Genomic DNA, 20788 nt, shown 5'->3' on the forward strand with positions numbered 1-20788 from the left:
TTCTTGTAGTACTTATACTATTTTTATTAATTATTCACTTTAATAGTGGTTTCTTTTTTCTTCACAATATATCTATTTTTTGGAAGTTGACTTAGCAATAATCGTTCTTCAGCTTCACTGCTTACTTGCTTTGAAAGAACTCTTTGACCATTAAAATCAAAGACTTGGACTTTATAAGGTTCTAACATCTCACAATCAAAACAATTTGATTTTTTAGAGGGCTTTATATAGTTAAAATTAAAAGTGAAATAATTATCATTATAATTACTCTCTTCTACTTTTCTATTTAAATTTATGTCGTAAGTTAGATAATATGCCATCCCTGATCTTAATTGAAGAGAGGCAATATTATCGCTAACATATAATCTTTCTGTAGAAGAACTACTAGAATTAGCACTAATACTATTAATGTTATTACTAGAGACTGGATAAACAGCTGTTTTTGGATTAGTATAATTGTGTGATTCAGAAAATAGAAGTTGGTAATTAACATTGTTTGCTGTAGTACCTCCGTTATTTTCTATGGTAGTTTTAAATTCATAACTCTTTCCTGATTCTAATGTTAACACTTGTCCGCTATACACATTTATAGATTTTGAGCTGCCAGATTCTTTTACAGTAATACTTTTTATTTTTAAATTGGCTTTAGTCTTAGGAGCAGGGGTGGGAGGTGATGTAGGATTATTGTTAAGGCTTACTATTTTACGTAGATTTCCTGGCACCTCATCTCTAAACAAGACATCTTTTTCACATGGATCATTTACACCCGCAAATGGGCAAGTAATAATTTTTATTACTCTAATAGAATATACTATATAAGGATTCTTATCCATAGCAAAGTTTGAGTCATTTATATTCTTTAGATCTATTATACCTTTATAGTTAATATTTGTATAAGGATTTGTTCCAGAATATTTTGTGAAGTTTACTTTTTTTATAAGCACCAATTTATTTTTAAATCTTATTAATACTTCGATATAAGCCTTGCTATTAAAACGTTCATATTTTTTGTTAAATTCATTTCTTATATCAAAGTTATATTCATAACATGTTGAGCATTCTTTATTTTCAATAGTTAGGTGATATACATCATAATCACTAGTGTATCCATCATATATAACTTGTTGTCTTATTGGAAAGCCTATTTGAGAGTATAAGTTATTATATATTAGAAGCAAAACCAGAAATATCGGTAATATTGATGTAATTTTAGTTTTCATAATAAATTATTTAAGAGTTAATATTCTATAAATATATATTTTATCCCTTAAACAGAGTTTTTAATCTATATTTTAAAAAATATAAAATTAATTGTAACAAAAGTTATTGTTATTCGTCTAGAAAGTAGAGAGCAGTTAAAAGCTGTCTAATCAACCAACAAAATGCAACAAACGGAGTTTTTACATAAAGTAATGCCTTTTAAAGATAAGCTGTTTCGATTAGCAAAACGGTTATTAGTTTCTACGGAAGAAGCAGAGGACGCTACGCAAGAAGTTTTAATGAAATTGTGGTCTAATAAAAAAAAGATCGACAATTATAATAATGTGGAAGCGTTTGCAATGACAATGACGAAGAACTATTGTTTAGATCGTTTAAAGTCAAAACAGGCTGGAAATTTAAAATTGGTTCATACCAATTATGAAGATAATAACACATCTTTGCAGAAGAAAGTAGAGGTAAATGATAGCTTAGAATGGATGCAAAAAATAATGAATACGCTTCCAGAACAACAACGAATGGTATTACAATTAAGAGATATAGAGCAATATGAATATAATGAAATAGAAGAAATGTTAGAAATGAATCCAACTGCAATTAGAGTTACATTATCGAGAGCTCGAAAAGCTGTTAGGGAACAATTACTAAAAAAACATAGTTATGGCATCAGTAAATAAAAATAATCAATCTGAAGATAAGCAAGTGAGAAAGATTTATGAAAATTCTCTATCTGCTGGCGTTCACTCCGAAAAAGGAATATCGGAAAAAGAGATTGAGACAATATTAGAGAAGTATTTTGAAGCCACCACAACGGTAGCTGAAGAAAACGAATTAAAAGTTTATTTTTCTCAAGAAGAAGTTGCGCCTCATCTTGAAGAATATAAACCTTTGTTCAACTATTTTTCTATAGCCAAAGAAGAAAAAAGCACACAAGACATACCATTAAAACCTAGAAAAAATAGAAGTTATTTAAAATGGATTTCTGTCGCCGCTGTCGCTGTATTTGTTTTTGGAATATATTTAAATAATAGACCATCTACTCAAGTAACTCCAACTATAGCGCTAGAGGAGGAGTATACACCAGAAGAAATTAGGTCTGCGCAATTGGCGTTGGCTTTGCTAACCGATAATTTTAGTAAAGGAACTCAAGGAGCATCTTATTTAAAAGAGTTTGAAAAGAATACAAATCGTTTTTTGAATAATTAAAAAAGAAAATCAGATGAAACATCCATGTCTAGTTTATAGGCATACAGTAAAAAAATAATTTGGATGTTCCATGTGGCAGTTAAAAACAATAAAAAGGAAAACATGAAAAAAATAGTTTTAATAATAGCACTAACGGTAGTACCGTTTTTATCTCAAGCACAATCAATTTTTGATAAGTACTCAGAAAATAATGAGGTAACATTTGTAGCGCTACAACCAAAAATGTTTCAGATGTTGAGTAAAATCAATATCAGTACCGAAGATCCAGATGCTGCTGCAGTATTTGAACTTGTTAATAATATTACAAGCTTTAAGGTTATTACTACAGAAAATGCAAAAATAACGAAAGATATTGATGGTTGGGTTTCCAATCATTTAAAAAGTTCTTCTTTTGAAGAGTTAATGCGTGTTCGAGATGGGGAGTCTAACGTTAAGTTTTATGTAAAAGAAGGAGCAGATGAGAACCATGTAAAAGAACTTCTCATGTTTGTAACCGATTTAAATTATGAGGAATTAGAATTTAACGGTAAAAAGCCTGAAACTGTACTATTGTCCTTAACAGGAAATATAGATTTACGTCAGATTTCTAAACTTACTAGTAAAATGGATCTTCCTGGAGGAGACCAGTTAGGAAAAGCAGGGAATAATAAATAAAAATGATACTGCCTTTTGAGCGAAGTTGAGCATTTATTTCGACTTCGCTTGATGGGGCATGTATTAATTATAGAACTTAAAAATCAATCAAAATGAAAATCTTAAAAAATATAGTAGCATTAGTAACTCTTGTTTTAGTGGTTGCTTCCTGCGGAAATGGAACGCCAAGTTTGCAGGAGTATTATGTAAACAATGCTGACAATCCAAATTTTATTTCTTTGGATATTCCTGCTAGCATATTGGGTGTTGCTAGTAATTCTTTAAATGAAAAACAACAGGAAGCTTTTAACTCTGTTAAGAAATTAAATGTTCTAGCTTTTAGAGTAAATGAAGAAAATAAAACTGATTATGAATCAGAAAAAACTACAGTTCAATCTATTTTAAAAGATACTAAATATGAAGAACTGATGGTAATTAACAGTGGAAAGCATAAAGGAGTTGTAAAATATTTAGGAGATGACGATACTGTTGATGAAGTTATCCTTTTTGGAAGTGACGACGAGATGGGCTTTGCACTAATTCGTGTTTTAGGGAACAAAATGAAACCAGAAAATATGATGTCTTTAGTAGAAGCAGTTCAAAAAGGAGCGGTTGACTCAGGAGCTTTAGAATCGCAATTAAAAGGGATTTTTAATCCTTCGTAGAGAGTTAATTCCTCTAAATCCTAACTATCTTAAAATAAGTAGTTTAAAGAAACAGCATTACTAAAATTTTCTTTTTATTCACTTTTATTAATAGCAAAGGCTCTATTTTGAAAACCTCATTTAAACCTTGATATAGGTAGAGTCTAATAAATTCCGTTAATTTTTATCGGACAACAATATTTTTATAGATAACAGTCATGTCGACCAACGGGAGACATCTCATTACAGAAAATCCCCTTTTTGGGTTAAAATGAGTTAACCCTATTTTTTGAAGAAGTAAAAATAAAGGTCTAAAAAGTAATTCATAGTTGTCAAACTGAGCTTGTCGAAGTTTAAACAACTAACACTCAAAAAAACCTTCGACAAGCTCAGGATGACATTTAGAGTTTAGATACTTTTTAGACCTTTATTATTTAATGAAATATTTAAACCTTATAAATTAGATTCCTGTATAATTTGCAGGAGTAATAGCTTTTAATTCAGCCTTAATAGCATCAGAAACATCAAGAGTTTCTATAAAAGATGCAATAGATTTTTGATTTATTTTTTCGTTAGTACGTGTAAGTCCTTTTAAAGCTTCATATGGATTTGGATAGGCTTCACGTCTTAAAATAGTTTGGATTGCTTCTGCAACAACAGCCCAATTATTTTCTAAATCTTCTTCAAATTTAGAAGTATTCAGTAATAATTTATTCAATCCTTTTAAGGTAGACTGAAATGCAATTAAGGTATGCCCAAAAGGAACCCCTACATTTCTAAGTACCGTACTGTCTGTTAAATCTCGTTGCAAACGAGAAATAGGAAGTTTAGCCGACAAATGTTCAAAAATTGCATTTGCAATACCTAAATTCCCTTCAGAATTTTCAAAATCAATAGGATTTACTTTATGAGGCATCGCAGAGGAACCAACTTCTCCTGCTTTAATTTGTTGCTTAAAATAATCCATAGAAATATATGTCCACATATCTCTATTGAAGTCAATAATAATTGTATTGATACGTTTTAAGGCGTCAAATAGAGAAGCCATATGATCATAATGTTCAATTTGTGTAGTAGGAAAGGAGTGTCGTAATTGTAAAGATTCTTCTACAAATTGAGTTCCAAAAGCTTTCCAATCGATAGAAGGATAAGCAACTTTATGAGCATTATAGTTCCCAGTTGCGCCTCCAAATTTAGCAGCAATCGGAATGTTTTTCATACCATTAAACTGTTCACTTAAACGTACAATAAAAACCTCTATTTCTTTTCCTAATCTTGTTGGAGAAGCTGGTTGACCATGTGTTCTAGCCAACATTGAAACATCCTTCCATTCTTTTGCTAGACTGTTTAGTTTATTAATAATTTCTTCGTAAACAGGCAAATATATTTGCTCTAGAGCTTCTTTAATAGAAAGTGGAATTGCTGTGTTATTTATATCTTGAGATGTTAATCCAAAATGAATAAACTCTTTGTATTCTTGAATTCCTAGTCCATCAAATTTTTCTTTTATAAAGTATTCAACTGCTTTAACATCATGGTTTGTTACCTTCTCAATTTCTTTAATTGCAGCTGCATCTATAGGAGTAAAATCGTTGTAAATAGCTCTTAAATCAGCATAAAGATTTTTATTAAAGTCTTTTAATTGAGGTAAAGGCAGTTCACAAAGCGAAATAAAATATTCGATTTCAATACGAACTCTATATTTTATAAGTGCTTCTTCAGAAAAGAAGTCTGCTAATTTTTCAGTTTTATTACGATATCTTCCATCTATTGGAGAAACTGCGTTAAGTGGTGTTAGTTGCATGTCTTTATTTTAAGAAAGTGCAAATTTAACCTTATATAATAAAAGGGTCAACTATTTTGAGGAAAAGTTGTTAGGAGAAGTATAAAAGTTGAAAGTATAAGGGTTGAAAGTGAAAAAGTTGAAAGTTAAAGAGATGGATAGAGAAAAGTGAAGAGATAGAGAATAGAGTGAGAGTTAAATTAAAGAAAGTTGAAAAATTAAATTTCATCAAGAATATGTTTTGCTCTGGCTTTGTAGGCGGCAGAATGGTCTGGGATGTCTTTTAAAAGAATAGGTTTCAGTTCGGGGTAAATCCAATCGAACTTTTTTCCTAGTAAGTATAAATTTCTCATGGCATATGCCTTAGTAGCTACTTTTACATCAGAAATAAGCCAATCGAAGTTAATTTCTATAAGTTTTTCTAAAAGTGGCTCTGTTAAATAAGAAATAGATTCTTTATTTTTCTTCTGAAAATAAGATTCGCATAAAATTTCACAAACTTTAGCCATTGGTCGTATAGAAGAATCGTTTGTTAGACTAGCTAAATTCTTAATAAAATAGTTAAGTTCTGGAAAAAGCATTGTCAAATTACTCTTACAAACAAACTCTGTAACCCAGCATGCCTTATGTGAGATTTCTTTGTTGTCTAAAAAACATAGATTTAATAATGTAGGGAACTCTTCTTTGTTTAAAAGAATGTATTCCGCTACTTCTATACGGTATTTTCTGTAGCCGCTAACGTAGGAAAGTTTTTTCTCTAAATTAGTTTTCAATTTTTATTTCATTAAATTTATGATTATAAATATACTAATATACCCGCTTTATTTCTTAATTTATAGAAGTATAGTTTTTAATAAAATTATTAAAATGCTTAAAAAAATCGTAACCGTATTGATTGTAATTATTGTAGTGATGCAGTTTTTTCCTCCAGTAGAAAATAAATCAGATACAACACCTCCAACAGACTTATTATTAGTAGAAAATGTACCAGAGAATGTAAAGGCAACTTTAACAAACGCATGTTATGATTGCCATTCTAACAACACAAATTATCCTTGGTATGCATCTATAGAGCCAGTTTCTTATTGGCTTTCTGGACATATAAATGATGGAAAAGAACACTTGGATTTTTCTCAATGGGATTTATATTCAGCAAAAAAGAAAGCTCATAAATTGGAAGAAATAAATGAAGCTGTAACCGAAGGCTGGATGCCTCTAGATTCTTATAAATGGCTTCATGCAGACGCTACTTTAACAGAAGAGCAGAGTCAAGCAGTAGCAAATTGGGCAAATATGTTGCGACTTAAATACGAGACAAGTGCTCAACCGCAATAGGGACACCTACAGTAGCCCTTTCTGCAATAATTTCTACTCCTTCCATGGTCTTTTTTGACATTGATGGTTTAGGATCTATAAAATAGATAGGAGTATTCCTTTTTTTGTAGTTTATTAATCCTGCAGCAGGATAGACTTGCATTGAAGTGCCCACAATCATAATAATATCTGCAACACTAACTTCTTCAATAGCCTTATCTATGAGAGGGACAGCTTCTCCAAACCATACAATATGAGGTCTTATTTGATGGTGATGTTCACAGAAATCTCCTACATTAATATCTTTGGTCCAATCAAAAACTAAATCTTCATCAAATGTGCTTCTCGCTTTTAACAGTTCGCCGTGTAGGTGGATTACATTGGTACTCCCAGCACGCTCATGTAGGTCGTCTACATTTTGAGTAATAATAGTTACTTTGTAGTCTTTTTCAAGATTAGCAATTGCAAGATGTGCCTTATTAGGCTTCACTTCTAGTAATTGTTTTCTTCGGTCGTTGTAAAACTTTAAAACTAATTCCATGTTATTTTTCCAGCCTTGGGGAGAAGCCACTTCCATAACATCGTGTCCTTCCCATAATCCATCGGCATCTCTAAAAGTTTTGAGTCCGCTTTCCGCACTAATCCCCGCTCCAGTAAGAACTACAATTTTTTTCATCTTAATTTTTTATTTGAAGTTATAGTTTTAAAATAGAACAACCAAGTTTTATAAAAAGAGTTGATAGTAAATAATTTTATTATTTATGCTCTCAAAAGGTTGAGGAGCATAAGAAGGAATAAATTTTTTAAATTTACTCGATAATCGAGATTTGAACGTTCCGAGGCTTTTCTCGAAGTAACTTATCTTATTAATTGAGGGAGGAAATTTTAAGCAGTTGTGGATGTCATTAGAGTTATTAAAATATTTGGAGGGTTTTATTACTGAAGAAAGGAAAAAGCGTTTTATAGAAATATTAGCCGAAAGAACGAATCATTTTACAGTTGCAATTGAAGATGTGTATCAACTCCATAATACAAGTGCTGTTATTCGTAGTTGTGATGTTTTTGGAATTCAGAATGTTCATATTGTAGAAAAGCAATTTGGGGAAAGATTGGATAAAAATATAGCTATGGGCTCTCAAAAATGGGTGGATACCACAAAGTATAACAATGTTTCAGATTGTGTTGAGGCATTAAGAAAAAGAGGATATCAAATAATTGCTACGAGCCCTCATGCAGACGCTAATATGCTACAGGATTTTGATTTTTATAAAAAATCTGCACTTTTCTTCGGAACAGAAAAAAGCGGATTGACGCCAGAATTAATCAAGCAAGCAGATGGTTTTTTAAAGATTCCGATGTATGGTTTTACGGAGAGTTTAAATATTTCGGTTTCAGCAGCTATCATCCTCCAAGACCTTACTACCAAATTACGAAGTTCCGACATTAATTGGAAATTAACTTCAGAAGAAATAATAGAAAAAAGAATCGATTGGACTAAAAAATCTATTAGAAGTCTAGATGATGTATTAAAAAGATTTTAGTTTATTTACTAAATTGTAATATTTTTACTATTTTTTATAAATTTTTAGATTTAAATAGGATCCGTATGATTTCAACTTTATTGTACATTCTTGGAGGAGTTATTCTTTTAGTTGCTTTTTTGGGTTTAATTGCTCCTAAAACCTACAATATAAGTAGGAGTATACAGATTAATAAACCGTTGCCTAAAGTTTTTGAATACATCAAGTTTTTGAAGAATCAAGATCAATGGTCGCCATGGACTAAGAAAGATCCTGAAATGATACAAACTTTTACCGGAGTGGACGGTGCTGTTGGGGCTATTAGTACTTGGAAGGGAAATAAAGATGTAGGAGAAGGGGAGCAGGAACTACTTAAAATTATTCCGAATGAATTAGTGCAAAGTGAATTACGATTTATAAAGCCGTATAAATCAACATCTAATGCTTATCTAAAAGTAGAAAAAGTACTACCAGAAGTAACTACAGTAGAGTGGGGTTTTTCTGGAGATTATAAGTTTCCTATAAGTATTTTTATGATTTTTATGAATATGGATAAGGCAGTAGGAAAAGACTTTGAAGCTGGTTTAGCAGATTTAAAACAATTGTTAGAAAGAGAACATCAATAGCTTCCCAATTATTTTTAAACTAATAGTATTGAAAACCGTATTAGAAAGGAATTTATATCTGAATATTCTTTTACGTATAAAAGATTGAATCATTTTACAATTATCAGAAAAAACTTAATGCTGTAAACAAAATAGAAAGCTTAGTTCCCTCTATTTAAAACCTTATATTCTTCATAGCAATTACTTATAGCATCTAGAATTTGTAAATCGTTTGCAGTTTCAATAAAACTGTCAGAATAATTACAGTTAATAAGAATTTCTTCAATTTCTTGTTTGTCAACTTGAAGTAATGCCATTAAAGTTTCTCTATCAAATTTAGAAGAAAGTAAATTTCGAATCTTGTCATCTTCTTGCATTTTTCGGAGTTTCTTCATTTGTTGTGGTTTCTTTCCGAAGAGATTGTGCAGAAAGTCTGCGGGGTTAAAAATAGAACCCATAATTTTAGAAAAGGCACTCGGATTTCTACTTCCTCCTTCATAACCAACATTTAAACCAGAGATACTGTATCTAGCAGATTGATTAATAGGAATATTTTTAGCATCAATTTCTAAGAAACCTGTTAGCTGAAAAGGTCTAACAACCACTTCTTCTAAAGCAAAAGCCAATTCTGTTAAGCCTATTTTAGTGTTTTGAAATTTCAACATATCATTAGTAACGCGCACCTTAATCGATTTAAAACCGATGTAAGAAAAGTATAGCGTATCATTAACACGTGCTGGAATTATAAAGTCACCATTTTCATCGGTAACAGTACCAATAACTTGGTTTAAGTTTAATACATGGACATTATCAATAGTACTATCGTCGCTTGTATTAACAACAGATCCTTTCAGTTCCTCACCACTATGCTGAGAAAATGCAATACCAAAAGTTAGAAGGGTAATTATTAAAAATATTTTTTTCATTACTTCAAACATACTAAAAAAGTAAGCTGATGCCTAAAGAAAGTGATTTGGTTATATACAAATATAGTAGGGATCACAATAGACCAACAGTTCGTTACATAGTTATTAATTGGAGCTAAAAGTAGTAAACAAAACAAAAAAATGCGCCATAAGGCGCATTTTTAATTTATTATTAACTAAAATCTTTTTTTAGATCTTCTGTTACCACCATTGTTGTTACCTCCAGAATTGTTTCCTTTTCCGCCTTTTTTACCAAAGCGTTTTTCTCCAAAACCTTTAGAGGAACCACTATCGCTTCTACGGCTTCTTTTTCTGTCACCTCCACCTCCAGAACGTCCTCCGCGTCCGCGTGAGTTCTCTCTAGAGTTTTTAGAAACTTCAACATTAACAAAGCGTCCGTCTAATTTAAAGTCGGTAAAGAAAGCTAAAATAGCTTCTGTGTGGTTAGCATCTGTATTAAAGAAAGAGAAACTTTCTTTAACATCCACTTTAAAAATATCGTCTTGACCTAATTGTAATTGCTCACGAAGGAAATCTTTTAAAACCATCCAATCGTAACCATCTCTAGATCCTACATTTATAAAGTAACGTACTTTTCCTTCGCCTCCAGAGAAATCTTGATCTCTAGAACTAGAATTAGCAGAAACATTAATATCTCCAGCTTTCTTATAATACTCAGCAAAACGACCAAATTCAACAGAAACCATTTTTTTAATAAGTTCCTCACGATCAATACCGTCAAAAACATCATTAATTGCAGGTAAGTAATGTTCTACTTCTTTGTTAACTTCTGTATTCTTTATTTTGCTAGCTAAGTGATATAATTGAATCTCACAGATTTCTTCAGCACTTGGAACTTTTTTGGCTTCAAATTTTTGCTGAATAATACGTTCTATGGCTCCAATTTTTCGTAATTCACTTTTGGTAACAATTACCATTGAAATTCCCGATTTACCAGCTCTTCCTGTTCTACCACTACGGTGAGTGTAAGTTTCTATTTCGTCTGGAAGTTGGTAATTTATTACGTGTGTTACATCGTCTACATCAATACCACGTGCGGCAACATCTGTAGCAACAAGCATTTGGATTTGCTTGCTTCTAAAAGATTTCATTACCATGTCTCGTTGATTCTGACTTAAATCTCCGTGTAAAGCCCCAGCATTGTATCCGTCTTCAATAAGTTTTTCGGCAACCTTTTGTGTATCGCGTTTTGTTCTACAAAAAATTACAGAGAATATATCAGGATTTGTATCTGCCAATCGTTTAAGTGCTAAATAACGGTCTCTTCCACCAACAACATAATATTCGTGTTGTACATTAGAAGTAGCTGCATTTTTTGCTCCCACAGTAACTTCTTGTGGGTTTTTCATAAACTTTTTAGCAATGGTAGCAACTTCTCTCGGCATAGTTGCAGAGAAAAGCCATGTGCTTTTTTCTTTTGGGGCATGAGAAAGAATTTCATTGATATCCTCATAGAATCCCATATTTAGCATCTCATCTGCTTCATCAAGTACACAATACTCAATTTTAGAGATGTCAACCATATTACGGCTTATCATATCCTTCATTCGCCCTGGAGTAGCCACAACAATTTGTGCTCCTCTTTTTACCTGTTTCGCTTGGTCGGTAATACTCGCACCACCATAAATAGCTACCACATTTATATTTGGTAAATATTTAGAGTATAGTTTTAATTCATTAGCAATTTGCAAACAAAGTTCACGCGTAGGCGATAAAATAAGCCCTTGAGTGGTTCTGCTGTTTACATCTATTTTCTGAATCATAGGAAAGCCGAAAGCAGCTGTTTTCCCCGTACCTGTCTGTGCCAAAGCAACCATATCGGTATCATTGGCTAGTAGGACCGGAATAGCTTTCTCCTGTACTTCAGAAGGCGATTCAAAGCCCATATCTGTAATGGCTTTAAGTAGCTGTTCGTTCAGTCCTAATTGTTCAAATTTGTTCATATATGTGTTTAAAAATAAGGGCGCAAAGGTAGGTTTATTAATTGACACTACACTATATATCTTAAGAATTATTTTAATTCTTTGTTGTTGATTATGAGGTTTTTAGTGGTTGCTTTTTTATATAGAAAGCTATTGGATGTCAAAAAGTAGTACAATATAGGTTGAAAGTTGATTATTTAACAACTTAATTGAAGAATAAGTGAGGAATTGATAATGGTTTAGTGTTGCAAAAAAACTTTTTAGAAGATAAGCAAGGTTACTTTACACTCTTTTTTCTAACAACAAAGTAATCCTACCTCTTTATTTGGAAAACATTGGAAAGATCCAAAAGAGATTAATAAAGATGTTCTAAGGTGCTATTGATTATTTTAAGTAAATTAGATTTCTTTTTGGTAGCCTACTACGTCTAATATTTTACCAAATTTTTCTCCTACATTTTTAAAATTAGCGCATTCAAAATAACCACATTTAGAGAATAATGCTATGCTTCCGGTATTGTCACCAGTAATTATTCCTAGTAAGTTTTTAATACCGTTATTCTTTGCTTTTTCTTCTATAAAATGCAGTGTTTTCTTACCTATTCCTTTTCCGCTAAATCCGTTTTTAAGATAAATAGTTACTTCTGCGGTACGGTTATATGCTTGGCGTTTTTTAAAATGTGTGGTAAAGCAATAACCTGCTAATTCTTCATCAGCATAAATTAAAAAGGAATGGTATAGATGATGGTCAAAATAAAGCAATTCCTTTAATTCATCTAAAGAAATTGGTTGTGTATGAAAAGTGGCAGTAGAGTTTTCAATATACCAATCATAGATTTCTTTTACTAATGGTAAGTCTTTTTCTTGAATGTTTTTAAAGTCAAGTTTCATCAATTATACTTAATTTTTAGGATTATTAATTAGCTTAGCTATTTGTTTTATTTATCTTCTCTCTTCTCTCTTCTCTCTTCTCTATACTTTATAATCTACTATTTGCAATAGACAATAGATTTTTTGATTATGGTTTTAAATAATCAATGAGTTGTTTCATTGCTTTTGCACGGTGACTCACTTTATTTTTTTCTTCTGAAGAAAATTCAGCAAATGTTTTTGTAGTTCCTTCTGGTTGAAATATAGGGTCGTATCCAAAACCATTGTCGCCTTTTTTTTCAGTGGTAATAACTCCATTTACGATACCATTAAAAATAATTTTTTCTTGATCTGTACGAAGTGCTATTACAGTTTTAAATCTTGCAGCACGGTTGTCTTTTTCTGCTAGTTCTTGTAATAACTTGTCCATATTGTCATCACTATTTTTTTGAGATCCCGCATAGCGTGCAGAGTATACCCCAGGGGCATTGTCTAAACTTTCTACCTCTAGTCCAGTATCATCTGCAAAACAATTTAGATTGTAATTATCAAATACATAATTAGCTTTTATAGCGGCGTTTTCTTCAATAGTATCTCCGTTTTCTTCAATTTCTTCAGTGCAACCAATATCCTCAAGAGATAGTAGTTCTATATAATCTGGTAATATGGACTTTACTTCCTTTAATTTGTTTAAGTTATGAGTGGCAAAAACTAGTTTCATCTAGGAGGACTTTATAAGAATTAAATTACTTTATGTTGTTTTTTGATTGTATATTTAGAGTAAAATTATTGGATTTTAACTATTACTTACAAATAAATCAAAAAGAATATATGCAAAAGTATACATTAATAGTTTCTTTTTTCTTGTTAAGTCAGTTTGGTTTTTCACAAATTCAAGTAGTAGATTCTACAAGCTCGGAAGAGGTAAAGCCAGAAAAACGCGTTGATTTTACCGTGATGCCATTTCTTAGTTATAATAGAAATTTAGAGTTTATGTTTGGAGTTATTCCAATGATGATGTATAAATTGGATCAGAATGATGATATTTCTCCAAAATCTATGTCAGGTGTTTCGGCAGTTTATACTACTAATGGTTCTTACTTTGTTGCTTTTTTTAATAGGTTTTTCTTTGCTGAAAATAAATGGAGAGCCAAATTTTTTGCTGTAAAAGGAGACCATATTTCACAATTTTATGATGATGATACTGAAGTGCCAGGATTTTATGAATATGCCACTAACACTACTGTTTTAAGTGTAGGAGCCCAACGAAGAATTGTTGAGAGTTTATATGGAGGTCTTACTTATACGTATGCAGATTATGATACCAATTATGATAATGGAAATCCTTCAACAGCGGTAACTACTAATGCTATTGAAATGAATTTATTGTATGATACCAGAGACGCTATTTACTATCCAATGAACGGACATAAAGCGCAGCTTCGCTGGATTTCTTACCCAGAGTGGTTTGGCAATGATATGGAAGCTAATAAAATATTGATGGAGTATAATAAGTATATCCCAATGAAGAATGGAAAAGATATTATTGCTGCACGAGCTTCTGCTAAGGTAGGGTTAGGAGATATTGCTTTTGAACAGCAAGTAACTATTGGTAATAAAGATATTAGAGGGTATTCTCAAGGGGAATTTCGTGGCGATGGAATAATGGCTATTCAGGGAGAATATCGATATAATTTTGGAGGAAAAATGGGGCTTGTTGGGTTTGCAGGTATGGCAACTTTATATGGGTCGGATGTGGAAGATAATAACTGGAAAATGTATCCTGGAGCAGGGGTTGGTTATAGGTATCAAGCGTTTAAAAAAGCAAAATTTAATATCGGACTTGATGCTGCTGTAGGAAAAGACGATTGGGGAATTTATTTTAGAATTGGAGAAGCCTTTTAGTAGATTAATATTAAAACCAATTTTTTTACCTGTGGTGATACGGTTCATTTCTTAAAATTGTAAATCCTCTATACAGTTGTTCAACAAAAAATAAACGAATCATTTGGTGTGAGAATGTCATTTTAGAAAGTGAGATTTTCCCTTGAGACTTTTTATAGATAGTATCCGAAAATCCGTACGGACCACCAATTACAAAAACGAGTTGCTTAACTCCGCTATTCATGTGTTTCTGTAGGTAATTTGCAAAAACTTCCGAAGAAAATGTTTTTCCATTCTCATCTAATAGAATTAAAATATCTGTAGGATTAAGCTTTTTTAAAATTAATTCCCCTTCTTTTTCCTTTTGCTGAGCTTCGGAAAGGTTTTTTACATTTTTAATATCTGGAATAATTTCAAAGTCAAAATTTACATAAAAACCTAAACGTTTAACGTATTGGTCGATAAGCGAATTAAGCTCCTTTCCGTCGGTTTTGCCTACAGCAATTAATTTGATATTCATGATGCAAAATTATGAAATCTTATAAAATATTCGGAGTTTGCAATAGAATTACATAAAATAAGTCGGTTCAGGCTACTAGCTAAAAAGGTTTTTAATAAATTAGCGCAAAACATTAGGGAATGATTTCTGAAAAACAATTTCAAGAGGAACTCGAGCTTATAATAACAAACGCCATACGAGAAGATGTAGGAGATGGCGATCATAGTTCGTTAGCTTGTATTCCATCTGAGGCAAAAGGAAAAGCAAAACTTTTAGTTAAAGATAAAGGTATTATTGCGGGCGTGGAATTTGCTAAACGAGTCTTTAATTATGTAGATGCTTCTCTGGAAATAGAAACGCTAATAAACGATGGGGCTACAGTAAAAGAAGGAGATATTGTATTTTATGTAGAAGGGAGTTCTCAGTCAATTTTAAAAGCAGAGCGTTTGGTGCTCAATGCTATGCAGCGTATGAGTGCTATTGCTACTAAAACACAGCGCTATGTAAAATTGTTGGAAGGAACAGGAACAAAAATTCTTGATACTCGAAAAACAACTCCTGGAATTCGTGCTATTGAAAAATGGGCGGTAAAAATTGGAGGCGGAGAGAATCATAGGTTTGCTTTGTATGATATGATTATGTTGAAAGATAATCATATTGATTTTGCTGGTGGAATTTCTCAGGCTATAGAGAAAACAAAAAAATACCTAAAAGAAACTAAAAGAGATTTAAAAATAATTGTAGAGGCTAGAGATCTTCAAGAAGTGGAGGTTATTTTAAAAGCTGGAGGAGTGTATAGAATTCTTTTAGATAATTTTAATTATGAAGAGACGCGAAAAGCCGTGAAATTAATAGGCAATGAATGTCTCACAGAATCTTCGGGTGGAATTAATGAAAAAACCTTGCGTTTGTATGCCGAATGTGGGGTAGATTATATATCTTCTGGTGCGCTAACACATTCCATTTATAATATGGATTTGAGTTTAAAAGCGGTATAATATGTCAGTAGAAATAGAGGAGAAATTAGCTAAAATACCTGTAGTAAATTACTTCGTAAAACTATTAAAAAATATAAAATTGCCTGGTTTTGAAGGGCTATCGGTTTATGATTTAACCGAAATGTATTTTGTAGGAATAGTAAAAGGGGCTTTAACATACAGAGCAAGTGCTATTTCTTTTAGTTTTTTTATGGCTCTTTTTCCTTTTCTTCTATTTATTCTAAACTTAATTCCGTATGTTCCAATAGAGGGTTTCCAACAAGACTTTATTCATTTTATAGAAAGCCTATTGCCACCGCAAACCGCAAATTTTTTCGATTCTATTATAGAAGATATTGTTAGTAAACAACGTGGCGGATTACTTTCATCGGTATTCTTTTTGTCTATTTTTTTAATGGCAAACGGTATCAATGCCATTTTTGGAGGCTTTGAGACTTCTTACCATGTTGTTATTACTAGAAATATTATTAAGCAGTATTTTGTAGCTGTTGGGGTAGCTTTGTTAATGGCCTTTTTATTTTTGGCTAGTGTAATAGGATTTATTTTTTATGAAATCTATATTGTTCAGTATTTAAGTGAGTTGGCGTCCAAAACAAATGGTATGGATGTTGCAAGAGGAGATGTTATTGGGGCACGAATAGGAAGATTTTTGTTCTTTGTGATTATCTCGTTTTTAACCACTGCAATCTTATATTATTTTGGAACGACAGAAGGTAGACAAACAAAGTTTTTCTCGCCTGGTGCATTATTAACAACAATATTGATAATTGTAACTACGTATCTGTTTGGTATTTATATAGAGAATTTTTCTCAATACAATGAAATTTATGGTTCCATCGGAGCGTTACTTATTTTAATGCTATATATTTGGATTAATTCGAATATTTTGCTTTTAGGATTTGAGTTAAATGCTTCTTTGAGAAGCCTAAAACGTAACTTTTAAATTTATAATTATGACGAGTAAGAAATTATTTTTGTTTGCAACATTTGTTGTTTTATGCGGATTTACTGCTTTTTCCCAAAGTGTTTTTGGAAAATGGAAAACTATTGATGATGAAAGCGGAAAAGAAAAATCCATCGTGGAAATTTATGAAAAAGATGGAAAAGTATTCGGGAAGGTGGTTGAGCTGCTCAATAAAGACCGTCAAGATGCTGTTTGTGATAAATGCGATGGAGCCAAAAAAGATGCTCCAGTTTTAGGAATGGTAATTATAGAAAACCTTGAAAAAGATGACGACGAATATGCTGGTGGAACCATACTAGATCCTGAAAAAGGGAAGGAGTATAAATGTAAAATATGGGTTGATGAGGACGATGCCAATATCTTAAATGTAAGAGGATATATTGCATTTTTATTTAGAACACAAACATGGCACAGGGTTAACTAAGTTGCTATAAGGCGTAATTAGAGAAGAAATACGTCTCAAAAAAATAATACTAATAAAGAAAAGAGAACTAAGAAAATATATATTCTTATTCTCTTTTCTTATTTTTGTTTAGAATCCATTCTGGAGAAAATGGCATAAATAGAGTCTATTTAGAGTCCAAAAAAATCCAACACTTAAAACCCAGTATTCAAAGAATGCACTTTATAGATGTAGTTTTACCGATTCCGTTAGAAAAAACATTTACTTATGTTGTTTCAGAAAAGGAAGCTTCTTTTTTAAAAACGGGAATGCGGGTAGCGGTTCCTTTTGGTAAAACCAAAATCTATACAGCGTTAGTGTATAGAGTGCATCAAACGCTTCCAGAGACCTATGTTCCGAAAGAAATAGATCAGATTTTAGATGAAGCACCTATAATTTCTGAAAAGCAATTGAAGGAGTGGGAGTGGATAGCATCCTATTATATGTGTTCGTTAGGAGAGGTTTTTAAAGCTGCAGTTCCTTCTGCTTTTTTGCTAGAAAGTGAAACGCTAATTCTTAAAAATGAAAGTTTTAATGTAGGCGAAGAAAATAGTTTGGCTGATGATGAATGGTTGGTTTATGAGGCGCTTCAGCATCAATCAATGCTAAAAGTGCAGGAGGTAAGTAGTATTATTGATCGGAAGAATATTCTTCCTGTACTCAAAAGACTTCTAGAAAAAAATGTAATTCATCTAAAAGAAGAAGTTTACGAGCAATACAAGCCAAAATTAGTGCGCTATATAAAATTGGGGAATGCGTATACTTCTGATGAAAAGTTAAGCGAATTATTAGCCTCTTTATCAAATAGAGCTCATAAGCAGCGAGAGGTGATAATGACCCTTTTTTCTATGGAAGCTACTACAAATAAGCCTATTAAAGTAAAGGATTTAGAGGGAAAAAGTGGTGCATCTTCCGCAGTGGTAAAAACATTGATTGAGAAAAGTATTTTAGAAGAATATCACCTTCAGCAAGATCGGATTCAATATGAAGGGGATAAAGTTTCTAGCTTGAAAGATTTAAATGAATACCAAGCATCTGCATTAACCGAAATCAATACTCATTTTAAAACCGATGAGGTTGTTTTGTTGCATGGTGTTACTTCTTCTGGAAAAACAGAAGTGTACGTCAAATTGATAGAGAAAGTAATAAATGAAGGAAAGCAGGTGTTGTATTTATTGCCAGAAATAGCACTTACAACGCAGCTTATAAAGCGCTTGCAGGATTATTTTGGAGAGAAGGTGAGTGTGTACCATTCTAAATATTCGGTTAATGAGCGGGTGGAAGTGTGGAATAATATATTGAAATCGGTTTCCAAGGCGCAGATTGTAATTGGAGCACGTTCTGCAGTTTTATTACCGTTTTCCAATTTAGGATTGGTTATTGTGGATGAAGAGCATGAGGTTTCTTTTAAGCAATTTGATCCAGCGCCACGTTATCATGCACGAGATACTGCTATTGTTTTGGCAAGTTTACATAAAGCTAAAACCTTACTTGGAACAGCTACGCCAAGTATAGAAAGTTTTTACAATACCAAAATTGGGAAGTATAAGTTAGTAGAAATAAATAGGCGTTACGGAAATGTATTGATGCCAGATATTGAACTTACAGATATTAAAGAAAAGCATCGAAAAAAACGAATGACGGGTCATTTTTCAGATCGGTTAATCGAGGCTATGCAAGAAGCTATAGAAGAAGGAGAGCAGATTATCCTTTTTCAAAATAGAAGAGGTTATGCACCTATTTTAGAATGTAATACTTGCGGGCACTCGCCACAATGCCCTAATTGTGATGTAAGTTTAACGTACCATCAATATAAAAATCAGTTACGCTGTCATTATTGTGGGTATGCTATGGCTAAGCAACTTGCATGTGGAGCTTGTTGGAGTAGTGAGTTAGATACCAAAGGTTTTGGTACAGAACAGATTGAGGCAGAACTAAAAGAAATATTTCCGAAGTTAAAAATTGGGAGAATGGATTCCGATACTACCCGAGGAAAATATGGTTATGAAAAAATAATTACTGCTTTTGAGCAGCAAGAAATAGATATTTTGGTAGGAACACAAATGCTTACTAAAGGACTAGATTTTCGGAATGTTAGTTTAGTAGGAGTAATGAATGCCGATAATTTATTGAATTTCCCCGATTTTAGAGCTCATGAAAGAAGTTTTCAGTTGATACAACAAGTTTCTGGAAGGGCAGGACGAACCAAGAAAAGAGGAAAAGTTATTATTCAAACTTACAATCCCTTTCATCAAGTTTTACAGCAAGCTTCATTGAATAGGTATGAAGAATTATTTACGGATCAAGTTAATGAAAGACGACAATTTAAATATCCGCCTTTTACAAGAATTATAAAAATTGTTTTTAAAAATAAAGACTATAATAAGGTAAACGAAGCTAGTAGTTGGTATGCTAAAGCCCTGCATACTGTTTTTGATAGTTATACGAAGACTGAAATTTTAGGTCCAGAGTTTCCGCCAGTTTCTCGTATTAGAAATGAATATTTAAAAAATATTGTTATTAAGATGCCTCAAAATCAATCTACAAAACAAACTAAAGATGCGTTGAGGAAAATTGATAAAACTTTTAATGCAATTGCTGCTTACAGAAGTGTAAGAATAATTTATAATGTAGACGCTTATTAAGGCTGCTGACTACTAAGTGCTTCAGAAAGTTCTTGCTTTTTGTTTCTGCTTAAAGGAATTTGTGTTCCATTTACTTCCACATTTTTACTATTAAACTTTTCTACTTTGTCTAAATTCACAATGTAAGATTTGTGAATTCTTAAGAAACGTTCCTGTGGGAGTTCTTTTTCAAAAGACTTCATTGTAGAAAGAATAACGATGTTAGCATCGTCGGTTACAAGTTTAATATAATCTCCTAAGGCTTCTACCCAGTTTATTTCATTTAAAAAAACTTTTCTTTTCTTTAAATTACTTTTCACAAAGATATGATCGTCGTCTTCTTTGGAAGCTACTTTTAATTTGAAGTTTTCCTGCGCTCTTTTAACAGATGCTTCGAAGCGTTCTTGTGTAATTGGTTTGTGGAGGTAATCGGTAACATCGTAATCAAAAGCTTTTAAGGCATATTGTGCGCTACCAGTAATTAAAATTACTTGGGGAGGCTCATTTAAAGCCTCTAATAAATCAAAACCATTTACTACTGGCATCTCAATATCTAAGAAAATGAGATCTATTGTTTGTTTTTTAAGTCCATTTCTGGCTTCAATAGCATTACTGTATTCCGCTACTAAGTTTAGCATCGGGTGGTTTTTTATTAACCTAGCAACCGACATACGTTGGATACTAGAGTCATCAACAATAATACAATTCATCTTCAT

22 protein-coding genes are annotated in these 20788 nt (G+C 32.1%); 12 read left to right on the top strand and 10 right to left on the bottom strand.

All coding sequences use genetic code 11. The annotated features are described in order from the left end of the window. Positions 1 to 26 precede the first annotated feature (26 nt). The gene (locus AC13CQ_RS04965) at positions 27 to 1220 is read right to left on the bottom strand and encodes a hypothetical protein (RefSeq protein ID WP_335587435.1); all 1194 of its coding nucleotides are present in this window, start codon (positions 1218 to 1220) and stop codon (positions 27 to 29) included. 162 nt (positions 1221 to 1382) lie between these two features. Here AC13CQ_RS04965 and AC13CQ_RS04970 point away from each other — a divergent pair, with 162 nt between their 5' ends. The 4 genes from AC13CQ_RS04970 (at position 1383) to AC13CQ_RS04985 (ending at position 3722) form a co-directional block, all read left to right on the top strand. Next, on the top strand, positions 1383 to 1895 hold the full coding sequence (locus AC13CQ_RS04970) for an RNA polymerase sigma factor (protein ID WP_008613918.1): 513 nt from the start codon (positions 1383 to 1385) through the stop codon (positions 1893 to 1895). Beyond that, complete coding sequence (locus AC13CQ_RS04975) at positions 1879 to 2424, top strand: hypothetical protein (protein WP_337900004.1); 546 nt, start codon at positions 1879 to 1881, stop codon at positions 2422 to 2424. The genes AC13CQ_RS04970 and AC13CQ_RS04975 overlap by 17 nt, the downstream gene beginning before the upstream one ends. A 102-nt stretch (positions 2425 to 2526) precedes the next feature. Continuing rightward, positions 2527 to 3078: a DUF4252 domain-containing protein gene (locus AC13CQ_RS04980; RefSeq protein ID WP_040880090.1), complete on the top strand. Its 552-nt coding sequence runs from the start codon at positions 2527 to 2529 to the stop codon at positions 3076 to 3078. Between the two features lie 92 nt (positions 3079 to 3170). Further along, positions 3171 to 3722: a DUF4252 domain-containing protein gene (locus tag AC13CQ_RS04985; protein WP_474506670.1), complete on the top strand. Its 552-nt coding sequence runs from the start codon at positions 3171 to 3173 to the stop codon at positions 3720 to 3722. A 439-nt stretch (positions 3723 to 4161) separates the two neighbouring features. On the opposite strand, the gene purB is transcribed toward AC13CQ_RS04985, so the two are convergent. After that, positions 4162 to 5505: an adenylosuccinate lyase gene (gene purB / locus AC13CQ_RS04990; protein ID WP_008613924.1), complete on the bottom strand. Its 1344-nt coding sequence runs from the start codon at positions 5503 to 5505 to the stop codon at positions 4162 to 4164. Positions 5506 to 5702: 197 nt separating this feature from the next. Then, entirely contained in the window at positions 5703 to 6257 is a 555-nt protein-coding gene (locus tag AC13CQ_RS04995) for a hypothetical protein (protein WP_474507748.1), read from the bottom strand. Between the two features lie 94 nt (positions 6258 to 6351). On the opposite strand from AC13CQ_RS04995, the gene AC13CQ_RS05000 reads away from it, so the two are divergent. After that, positions 6352 to 6819 (top strand): heme-binding domain-containing protein, encoded by a 468-nt coding sequence (locus AC13CQ_RS05000; RefSeq protein ID WP_456867411.1) that lies wholly within the window; start codon positions 6352 to 6354, stop codon positions 6817 to 6819. On the opposite strand, the gene AC13CQ_RS05005 is transcribed toward AC13CQ_RS05000, so the two are convergent. Next, positions 6788 to 7474: an SIR2 family NAD-dependent protein deacylase gene (locus AC13CQ_RS05005; protein ID WP_008613927.1), complete on the bottom strand. Its 687-nt coding sequence runs from the start codon at positions 7472 to 7474 to the stop codon at positions 6788 to 6790. The two genes, AC13CQ_RS05000 and AC13CQ_RS05005, sit on opposite strands and share 32 nt — an antisense overlap. A gap of 223 nt (positions 7475 to 7697) precedes the next feature. On the opposite strand from AC13CQ_RS05005, the gene AC13CQ_RS05010 reads away from it, so the two are divergent. Both AC13CQ_RS05010 and AC13CQ_RS05015 read left to right on the top strand, forming a co-directional pair. Then, positions 7698 to 8339, top strand: coding sequence for a TrmH family RNA methyltransferase (locus tag AC13CQ_RS05010; RefSeq protein WP_474506668.1), 642 nt, complete (start codon positions 7698 to 7700; stop codon positions 8337 to 8339). A gap of 65 nt (positions 8340 to 8404) precedes the next feature. Continuing rightward, the gene (locus AC13CQ_RS05015) at positions 8405 to 8944 is read left to right on the top strand and encodes an SRPBCC family protein (protein ID WP_474506667.1); all 540 of its coding nucleotides are present in this window, start codon (positions 8405 to 8407) and stop codon (positions 8942 to 8944) included. Positions 8945 to 9084: 140 nt separating this feature from the next. Here the strand turns inward: AC13CQ_RS05015 and AC13CQ_RS05020 are convergent, their stop codons facing one another. From AC13CQ_RS05020 to AC13CQ_RS05035, 4 genes are all read right to left on the bottom strand, one after another. After that, on the bottom strand, positions 9085 to 9849 hold the full coding sequence (locus tag AC13CQ_RS05020; RefSeq protein ID WP_040880091.1) for a carboxypeptidase-like regulatory domain-containing protein: 765 nt from the start codon (positions 9847 to 9849) through the stop codon (positions 9085 to 9087). Between the two features lie 176 nt (positions 9850 to 10025). Beyond that, positions 10026 to 11813, bottom strand: coding sequence for a DEAD/DEAH box helicase (locus tag AC13CQ_RS05025; protein ID WP_337900001.1), 1788 nt, complete (start codon positions 11811 to 11813; stop codon positions 10026 to 10028). Between the two features lie 377 nt (positions 11814 to 12190). Then, complete coding sequence (locus AC13CQ_RS05030) at positions 12191 to 12682, bottom strand: N-acetyltransferase family protein (protein ID WP_474507747.1); 492 nt, start codon at positions 12680 to 12682, stop codon at positions 12191 to 12193. Positions 12683 to 12809: 127 nt separating this feature from the next. Then, on the bottom strand, positions 12810 to 13382 hold the full coding sequence (locus AC13CQ_RS05035) for a non-canonical purine NTP diphosphatase (RefSeq protein ID WP_474506666.1): 573 nt from the start codon (positions 13380 to 13382) through the stop codon (positions 12810 to 12812). A 110-nt stretch (positions 13383 to 13492) separates the two neighbouring features. Here AC13CQ_RS05035 and AC13CQ_RS05040 point away from each other — a divergent pair, with 110 nt between their 5' ends. Continuing rightward, positions 13493 to 14566, top strand: a complete 1074-nt coding sequence (locus tag AC13CQ_RS05040; RefSeq protein ID WP_335589033.1) for a BamA/TamA family outer membrane protein — start codon at positions 13493 to 13495, stop codon at positions 14564 to 14566. 25 nt (positions 14567 to 14591) lie between these two features. On the opposite strand, the gene rlmH is transcribed toward AC13CQ_RS05040, so the two are convergent. Next, positions 14592 to 15065 (bottom strand): 23S rRNA (pseudouridine(1915)-N(3))-methyltransferase RlmH, encoded by a 474-nt coding sequence (gene rlmH, locus AC13CQ_RS05045; RefSeq protein WP_474506665.1) that lies wholly within the window; start codon positions 15063 to 15065, stop codon positions 14592 to 14594. Between the two features lie 119 nt (positions 15066 to 15184). On the opposite strand from rlmH, the gene nadC reads away from it, so the two are divergent. The 4 genes from nadC to priA all read left to right on the top strand — a co-directional run bounded on the left by nadC (position 15185) and on the right by priA (position 20093). Further along, positions 15185 to 16042, top strand: a complete 858-nt coding sequence (gene nadC / locus AC13CQ_RS05050) for a carboxylating nicotinate-nucleotide diphosphorylase (RefSeq protein ID WP_008613936.1) — start codon at positions 15185 to 15187, stop codon at positions 16040 to 16042. A gap of 1 nt (position 16043) precedes the next feature. Continuing rightward, complete coding sequence (locus AC13CQ_RS05055; protein ID WP_008613938.1) at positions 16044 to 16985, top strand: YihY/virulence factor BrkB family protein; 942 nt, start codon at positions 16044 to 16046, stop codon at positions 16983 to 16985. A gap of 10 nt (positions 16986 to 16995) precedes the next feature. After that, positions 16996 to 17430, top strand: a complete 435-nt coding sequence (locus tag AC13CQ_RS05060; RefSeq protein ID WP_474507746.1) for a DUF2147 domain-containing protein — start codon at positions 16996 to 16998, stop codon at positions 17428 to 17430. Between the two features lie 194 nt (positions 17431 to 17624). After that, on the top strand, positions 17625 to 20093 hold the full coding sequence (gene priA, locus AC13CQ_RS05065) for a replication restart helicase PriA (RefSeq protein WP_474506663.1): 2469 nt from the start codon (positions 17625 to 17627) through the stop codon (positions 20091 to 20093). On the opposite strand, the gene AC13CQ_RS05070 is transcribed toward priA, so the two are convergent. Continuing rightward, positions 20090 to 20788 carry a LytR/AlgR family response regulator transcription factor gene (locus AC13CQ_RS05070; RefSeq protein WP_040879742.1) on the bottom strand — a complete coding sequence of 233 codons (699 nt, stop codon included), beginning with the start codon at positions 20786 to 20788 and terminating at the stop codon, positions 20090 to 20092. The two genes, priA and AC13CQ_RS05070, sit on opposite strands and share 4 nt — an antisense overlap.

This window comes from Galbibacter sp. L-19 (genome assembly GCF_056857615.1).